This window comes from Roseovarius lutimaris (assembly GCF_900115165.1).
Classification (GTDB): Bacteria; Pseudomonadota; Alphaproteobacteria; order Rhodobacterales; family Rhodobacteraceae; genus Roseovarius; species Roseovarius lutimaris.
The window spans coordinates 36,306-44,321 of the sequence record NZ_FOVP01000025.1 but is presented as its reverse complement, the minus strand read 5'-3'; the positions used below and the strand labels follow the sequence as shown (position 1 = coordinate 44,321).

General features: G+C 58.6%; 6 protein-coding genes and 1 pseudogene. All 7 read left to right on the top strand.

What is annotated here, in order from left to right; translation table 11 throughout:
* Positions 1-123 (top strand): annotated as a pseudogene (locus tag BMZ91_RS21225) (succinate--CoA ligase subunit alpha); the annotation flags it as partial.
* A gap of 61 nt (positions 124-184) precedes the next feature.
* On the top strand, positions 185-880 hold the full coding sequence (locus BMZ91_RS18235) for a sulfotransferase family protein (RefSeq protein WP_143076388.1): 696 nt from the start codon (positions 185-187) through the stop codon (positions 878-880).
* A gap of 12 nt (positions 881-892) precedes the next feature.
* Positions 893-3,850 carry a 2-oxoglutarate dehydrogenase E1 component gene (locus BMZ91_RS18230; RefSeq protein ID WP_092841877.1) on the top strand — a complete coding sequence of 986 codons (2,958 nt, stop codon included), beginning with the start codon at positions 893-895 and terminating at the stop codon, positions 3,848-3,850.
* A gap of 5 nt (positions 3,851-3,855) precedes the next feature.
* On the top strand, positions 3,856-5,382 hold the full coding sequence (odhB, locus tag BMZ91_RS18225; RefSeq protein ID WP_092841875.1) for a 2-oxoglutarate dehydrogenase complex dihydrolipoyllysine-residue succinyltransferase: 1,527 nt from the start codon (positions 3,856-3,858) through the stop codon (positions 5,380-5,382).
* Positions 5,383-5,392: 10 nt separating this feature from the next.
* Positions 5,393-5,824: a DUF3427 domain-containing protein gene (locus BMZ91_RS18220; RefSeq protein WP_092841872.1), complete on the top strand. Its 432-nt coding sequence runs from the start codon at positions 5,393-5,395 to the stop codon at positions 5,822-5,824.
* A 153-nt stretch (positions 5,825-5,977) separates the two neighbouring features.
* On the top strand, positions 5,978-6,373 hold the full coding sequence (locus BMZ91_RS18215) for an MAPEG family protein (RefSeq protein WP_092841870.1): 396 nt from the start codon (positions 5,978-5,980) through the stop codon (positions 6,371-6,373).
* A 94-nt stretch (positions 6,374-6,467) separates the two neighbouring features.
* Positions 6,468-7,856: a dihydrolipoyl dehydrogenase gene (gene lpdA, locus BMZ91_RS18210; protein WP_092841868.1), complete on the top strand. Its 1,389-nt coding sequence runs from the start codon at positions 6,468-6,470 to the stop codon at positions 7,854-7,856.
* The last annotated feature ends 160 nt before the right edge of the window (positions 7,857-8,016 follow it).

Here is an 8,016-nt window from a genome sequence, read left to right as displayed (position 1 = left end):
GCCATCGTGGCCGGCGGCAAAGGCGGCGCCGACGACAAGATCGAAGCCATGAAAGCCGCCGGCATCATCGTCGCCGAAAGCCCCGCAGGCCTCGGCGAAGCCGTCCTCGAAGCCATCGGGTAATTAGCCGACACAGGCTGAGCGCCTGCCGCTCAGCCTGGATAGCCTCAAAAAGGTTTCGTGTATGGTTATGGTAAGCCACGATCATGAGTTTATATTTCTCAAGACGCGAAAAACCGCGGGCACCTCGGTTGAGATGTTCCTGCAACCATTCTGCGCGCCGCCAGGCCATCCAGTTGTCGAGCAGACCCACACGTTAGAGACCCATCACGGTGTCATCGGCATGCGGTTACATCCGCGGCCCAAAGATACGGCCCACCCTGACATGATTTGGTACAATCATATGAGCGCAGCCGCCGTTCATGAAAATCTTGGTGAAGAAAAATGGTGTCGTTACCGCAAAATCACGACCATCCGGGATCCTTTTGACAGTATGATCTCACGCTTTCACTATGTCCGCGGCTGGCAGGGCCTGCCAGCCTTGCCCAATGATCTCGCAGTGCACCGCGAGGCGTTTCGCGACTTTGTTCTGAACAAAAGCGGGCCAAACGATGAGGATATCGTGTTCGAACATGGTAATTTTGTGCCTGACATTCTTGTGCGCTATGAAGATCTTGAAAACGATCTCAAAAAGCTGTGCGAGAAGCTGACGCTTGATGCCTCGCTGACTAGACTGCCGAAAACGAAAGTTACAGCCGAACTTCGGAACGGCTTTTCCATCAGTGATTATTATGACGACGAGACAATATCAGCCGTCGTTCAGAAATTGCGGTGGTATTTTGAAAAGGGCGGCTACAGCCGCCACCCAAAGCCCGCGTGACAAGGTGACAACATGACCGATCAATCCCCCAACGACCAGTTCCATGCCTCCAGCTTCATGCAGGGGCATAATGCCGAATATCTGGAACAGCTTTATGCGCGCTATGCCAATGACCCGACTGCGGTCGATGAAGCGTGGAAGACGTTTTTCGACCAGCTTGGCGATGGCGGGGATGATGTCCGCGCCGAGGCTGCCGGCCCCTCCTGGGCGCGCGCCGATTGGCCGCCAGAACCGAATGACGACCTGACGGCGGCATTGACCGGCGAATATCCCGCCGCGCCCGAAATGAAGGATGCCGGCAAGAAAATCGCCGCGAAAGCAGGCGAAAAGGGCATCAAGCTTAGCGATGAGGATGTGAAGCGCGCCGTGCTTGATTCTGTGCGCGCCCTCATGCTTATCCGGGCCTATCGCATCCGTGGCCATCTTGCCGCCGATCTTGATCCGCTTGGCCTGCGCGAACAGTCGATCCGCCCCGAGCTTGACCCCAAGTCCTATGGCTTCACCGAGGGTGACATGGATCGCCCGATCTTCATCGACAACGTACTTGGCCTTCAGATCGCGTCGATGCGCGAGATCCTTGCCATCGTCCGGCGCACTTATTGTGGCACTTTCGCGCTGCAATACATGCATATTTCAGACCCCGAGCAATCCGCCTGGCTGAAAGAACGGATCGAGGGCTATGACAAGGAAATCAGCTTTACCCGCGAAGGCCGCAAGGCGATCCTGAACAAGCTTGTCGAGGCCGAAGGCTTTGAAAAATACCTGCATGTCAAATACATGGGTACCAAGCGCTTTGGCCTGGATGGCGGCGAAAGCCTTATTCCCGCGATGGAGCAGATCATCAAACGCGGCGGTCAGCTTGGCGTGCGCGATATCGTGATCGGCATGCCCCACCGGGGCCGCCTGTCGGTGCTGGCCAATGTCATGGCCAAGCCCTACCGCGCGATCTTCAACGAATTCCAGGGCGGCAGCTTCAAGCCCGAAGAGGTCGACGGGTCGGGCGATGTGAAATACCACCTCGGCGCCTCAAGCGACCGCGAATTCGACGGCAACAAGGTTCACCTGTCGCTGACCGCGAACCCAAGCCACCTTGAAGCGGTGAACCCTGTCGTTCTGGGCAAGGTGCGCGCCAAGCAGGATCAACTTGGCGACACCGATCGCACGGCCGTGTTGCCGATCCTGCTGCACGGCGATGCGGCCTTTGCCGGGCAAGGCGTGATTGCCGAGGGCTTTGGCCTGTCGGGCCTCAAGGGGCATAAAACCGGCGGCACCATGCATGTCGTGGTCAACAATCAGATCGGCTTTACCACAGCACCACATTTCTCGCGCTCATCGCCCTATCCGACCGATATCGCGCTGATGGTCGAGGCGCCGATTTTCCACGTCAATGGCGATGATCCCGAGGCCTGTGTTCACGCCGCACGTGTCGCTACCGAATTTCGTCAGAAGTTCCACAAGGATGTCGTGATCGACCTGATCTGTTATCGCCGCTTTGGCCATAACGAGGGCGACGAGCCGATGTTCACCAATCCGGTGATGTACAAGAAGATCAAACAACAAAAGACCACCCTGTCGCTATATACCGAGCGGCTTGTGAAAGACGGCCTTATCCCCGAAGGCGAAATCGAGGATATGAAGGCCGCCTTTCAATCCCACCTCGCGGATGAGTTCGAGGCCGGCAAGGATTATCGCCCCAACAAGGCCGACTGGCTTGACGGGAAATGGTCCGATCTCAATGCGCATCGCGGAAAATACGAACGCGGTGAAACCTCTATTTCACCCGAAACCATGGATGAAGTCGGGCGCGCGCTCAGCACGGCCCCCAAGGATTTTCCGCTGCACAAGACCGTGGAACGCCTGCTTGATGCCAAGGCCAAGATGTTTGAAACCGGCAAAGGGTTTGACTGGGCCACAGCCGAGGCATTGGCGTTCGGCTCGTTGATGACCGAGGGCTATCCTGTGCGCCTTTCGGGCCAGGATTGTACCCGTGGCACCTTCAGCCAGCGCCATTCCGGCCTGATCAATCAGGACAATGAAGAACGGTATTATCCGCTTAACCATATCCGCGAGGGGCAGGCGCAATATGAGGTCATCGATTCGATGCTCTCGGAATACGCCGTGCTCGGCTTTGAATACGGCTATAGCCTTGCCGAACCCAACGCGCTCACCCTCTGGGAGGCCCAGTTTGGCGATTTCGCCAATGGCGCCCAGATCATGTTCGATCAGTTCATCTCGTCGGGCGAAAGCAAGTGGCTGCGCATGTCCGGTCTCGTCTGCCTGTTGCCGCATGGCTATGAGGGGCAAGGGCCCGAACACTCTTCGGCGCGTCTTGAACGGTTCCTGACCATGTGCGGCGGCGACAACTGGATCGTGGCCAATTGCACCACGCCGGCGAACTATTTCCACATCCTGCGTCGCCAGATGCACCGCACCTTCCGCAAGCCGCTTATCATGATGACGCCGAAATCGCTTTTGCGTCACAAGATGGCGGTCAGCAAGACCGAGGAATTCACCACCGGGTCAAGCTTTCACCGGGTTCTGTGGGATGACGCGCAATACGGGCTTTCCGACACCAAGCTGGCGGCGGACAAAAAGATCAAGCGCGTCGTGATGTGTTCGGGCAAGGTTTATTATGACCTGCTCGAAGAGCGCGACAATCGCGGCATTGATGATGTCTACCTGATGCGCATCGAGCAATTCTATCCCTTCCCGGCGATGTCGCTGGTCAAGGAACTCGAACGCTTCAAGGGTGCCGAAATGGTCTGGTGTCAGGAAGAACCCAAGAACCAGGGCGCCTGGTCTTTCATCGAGCCCAATATCGAATGGGTGCTGACCCGCATCAAGGCCAAACATTCACGCCCGATCTATGCCGGGCGCCCTGCCGCGGCCTCGCCTGCCACGGGCCTTGCCAAACAACACAAAGCACAACAAGAAGCGCTGGTTGATGCCGCGCTGACCATCGAAGGATAATACCCATGACAACCGAAGTCCGCGTCCCCACCCTTGGCGAATCCGTGACCGAGGCCACCGTGGCCACCTGGTTCAAGAAACCCGGCGATCCGGTCGCAGCAGATGAAATGCTCTGCGAGTTGGAAACCGACAAGGTCACCGTCGAGGTGCCCGCCCCCGCCGCCGGCACCATGGGCGAGATCGTTGCACAAGAGGGCGATACCGTTGGTGTTGACGCCCTTCTTGCAACCATCACCGAAGGCGAGGCCAAAAGCGCGCCCGCCAAGACCGAAAAGGCCGAGAAATCCGAAAAGCCCGCCGCAAGCGCGCCCGCCTCTGGCGGCGACAGTGTCGATGTCATGGTGCCCACCCTTGGCGAATCCGTGACCGAGGCGACCGTCTCGACCTGGTTCAAAAAGGCTGGCGATAGCGTCGAAGCCGATGAGATGCTCTGCGAACTGGAAACCGACAAGGTCTCGGTCGAAGTGCCCGCCCCTGCGGCCGGCACGCTGACCGAAATCCTCGCCAATGAGGGCGACACCGTGCAGGCGGGTGGCAAACTTGCCGTGCTGTCCTCGGGCGACGGGGCCGCACAAAAGGCTGCGGTCAGCGAGCCCACCAAAAGCTCTGATGGTGAACAATACACCACTCCGCCTGCGGGCCGTGACGTCGAAGACGCGCCTTCCGCCAAGAAAGCCATGGCCGAGGCCGGCATAAGCCGCGATTCCGTCACCGGCACGGGCCGCGATGGCCGCGTGATGAAAGAAGACGTCGCCAAGGCCGCAAGCTCTGCAAGCGCCGCACCGGCCCCCGACGCCGCCGCCCCGCGCGCGCCCTCCCCTGCCGAGGATGCCTCACGCGAGGAACGCGTGAAAATGACCCGCCTGCGCCAGACCATCGCGCGCCGCCTCAAGGAAAGCCAGAACACCGCCGCCATGCTCACCACCTATAACGAGGTGGACATGACCGGGGTGATGACCCTGCGCAACGAATACAAGGATGAGTTCCTCAAAAAGCACGGCGTCAAACTTGGCTTCATGTCGTTCTTCACCAAGGCCTGCTGTCACGCCCTGCGCGAGGTTCCCGAGGTCAACGCCGAAATCGACGGCACCGATGTGGTCTACAAGAACTTCGTCCACATGGGCATCGCGGCGGGCACGCCAACCGGCCTTGTGGTGCCGGTCATTCGCGACGCCGACCAGATGAGCTTTGCCGAGATCGAAAAAGCCATCGCCGAGAAAGGCGCGCGCGCCCGCGATGGTAAGCTTTCCATGGCCGAGATGCAGGGCGGCACTTTCACCATCTCGAACGGCGGCGTCTATGGCTCGCTGATGTCCTCGCCGATCCTGAACCCGCCGCAATCGGGTATCCTCGGCATGCACAAGATCCAGGATCGCCCGATGGCAATCAACGGCGAGGTGGTGATCCGCCCGATGATGTATCTCGCGCTCAGCTACGACCACCGCATCGTCGACGGCAAAGGCGCCGTGACCTTCCTCGTGCGTGTCAAAGACGCCCTGGAAGATCCGCGGCGGTTGCTGATGGATTTGTGAGGACCGAAAAATGACACACCTTGCCCATAGTCTTTCGGATTCCGGCTCTGCTTATACCTCAACGGACCTGAAAATCGGACAACTATATTCCCGGAAGCAGTTGAAGTCTGCATATGGCATTTTGGACGCAACCATTAATACCGGCGTGTTCCGGCCATCAGGAAAAAAATCGATCTGGCTTTTTGTTACGGAAGTGAAATCTGCCGACAGAACACCGTATCGGGACAAGCTTGAAGGAGATACGCTGACCTGGCAGGGGCAGACGTCGGGACGAACAGACCATTTAATTAAAGATCACCGGCAGAACGATGATGAACTGATCGTTTTCTTCCGTAAGCACAAGAATGCCAATCCGTCCTATAGTTTTGTATACGAAGGCACGTTCAAGTATGTGGATTGCTGCGAGCGCTACCCGACAACGTTTACCCTGAGTCGAACGTGATCTTTAAATAGCCTTCATGGAGGAAGTCGAGGATCCGCGACCGTTGTTGGTAACCTGTGAGCCGAAATTGCATTACATGTTAAACTTTAGCGCGTTGTAGCACTATCAGAACTCTTAGGTCGGGCAATCTGCCCGCCATCACGAGAAAGCCCCATGACCCCCGAACTCACAGCCCTAACCCTCGCCGCCCTGCTGCAAGTGGTCCAGTTCATCCTCTTCGCGGTTCCTGCGAACCTTGAACTTGGCCCCGGCTATACCAGCTCCGCGCGCGACCGCGCGCCCTCGCGAGAACTGTCGGTCAAAACCGCCCGCCTGCAACGCGCGCTGAACAACCATTTCGAAGGGCTGATCCTCTTCACCATCGCTTGCGCGGTGATCACCCTCTCGAACGGCTCCACCCCCTTTACCGCCGCCTGCGCCTATACCTATCTCGGCGCCCGCATCCTCTATATCCCGGCCTATTACTTCGGCCTGCGCCCCTGGCGCTCGCTGATCTGGGCTTTCGGCTTCTTCGCCACCACATTGATGCTTCTGGCGGCGCTCTTATGATCTTCTTCTTGGCCAAAATACTCCGGGGTGAATGGCCCGGAACGGGCCAGAGGGGCAGCGCCCCTAACGACCCCTGCAACGAAAAGGAAACCCAATGGCAAACTATGACGTGATCATCATCGGCGCAGGCCCCGGCGGCTATGTCTGCGCCATACGCTGTGCGCAACTGGGCCTGAAAACCGCCGTGGTCGAGGGCCGCGAGACCCTTGGCGGCACCTGTCTTAACGTTGGCTGCATCCCGTCCAAGGCCTTGCTGCACGCCTCTCATATGCTGCATGAGGCCGAGCATAACTTTGCCAAGATGGGCCTCAAGGGCAAATCGCCGTCCGTCGACTGGAAACAGATGCTCGCCTATAAGGATGACGTCATCGGCCAGAACACCAAGGGCATCGAATTCCTGTTCAAGAAGAACAAGGTCGACTGGCTCAAGGGCTGGGGTTCGATCCCCGAGGCGGGTAAAGTCAAGGTGGGTGACGAGGTCCACGAGGCGAAGAACATCATTGTCGCAAGCGGCTCTGTCCCCTCGTCGCTCCCCGGTGTCGAAGTCGATGAGAAAATCGTCGTCACCTCGACCGGCGCGCTTGAACTTGGCAAGGTGCCGAAGTCCATGGTGGTGATCGGCGCCGGCGTGATCGGCCTTGAAATGGGCTCGGTCTATGCCCGCCTTGGCACGGATGTCACGGTGGTTGAATACCTCGACGCGATCACCCCCGGCATGGACGCCGAAGTGCAGAAAACCTTTCAGCGTATCCTGAAAAAGCAGGGGCTGAAATTCGTCATGGGCGCCGCTGTGCAATCGGTCGAAACCCTCAAGACCAAGGCCAAGGTCAACTACAAACTGCGCAAGAACGACAAGGAAGAAACCGTCGACGCCGATATCGTGCTTCTGGCAACCGGTCGCAAACCCTATACCGACGGGCTTGGCCTTGCCGATCTCGGGGTCGAGATGACCGATCGCGGCCAGATCAAGACCGATGACCACTGGCAGACGAACGTGAAGGGCATCTACGCCATTGGCGATGCGATTGCCGGTCCGATGTTGGCCCATAAGGCCGAGGATGAGGGCATGGCCTGTGCCGAGGTGCTGGCGGGCAAACATGGCCATGTCAATTACGGCGTGATCCCCGGCGTGATCTATACCCACCCCGAGGTCGCCAATGTAGGTGAAACCGAAGAAACCCTGAAAGAAGCAGGTCGCGCCTATAAGGTTGGCAAGTTTTCCTTCATGGGCAACGGCCGCGCCAAGGCGGTGTTTGCCGGCGACGGGTTTGTGAAAATTCTAGCCGACAAGGAAACCGACCGCATCCTGGGCGCGCATATCATCGGGCCCGGTGCTGGCGATCTGATCCACGAGGTCTGTGTCGCGATGGAATTCGGCGCAAGCGCGCAGGATCTGGCGCTTACCTGCCACGCCCACCCGACATATTCCGAGGCCGTGCGCGAAGCGGCACTTGCCTGCGGCGACGGGGCCATCCACGCGTGAGCTGAGAGCGGGCGCAAATCCCGCTCACAATGTTTTTTGACAGGGCGGCCTGCCTCTGGTGTGCCGTCCTTCAATCGCTCTGAAGGTCGAGGGCTTGTCTATCGTTCACGGGGCCACCAAGCCTGAAGCATTCCTAAGCGCAGGGACGCCCCACAAATCG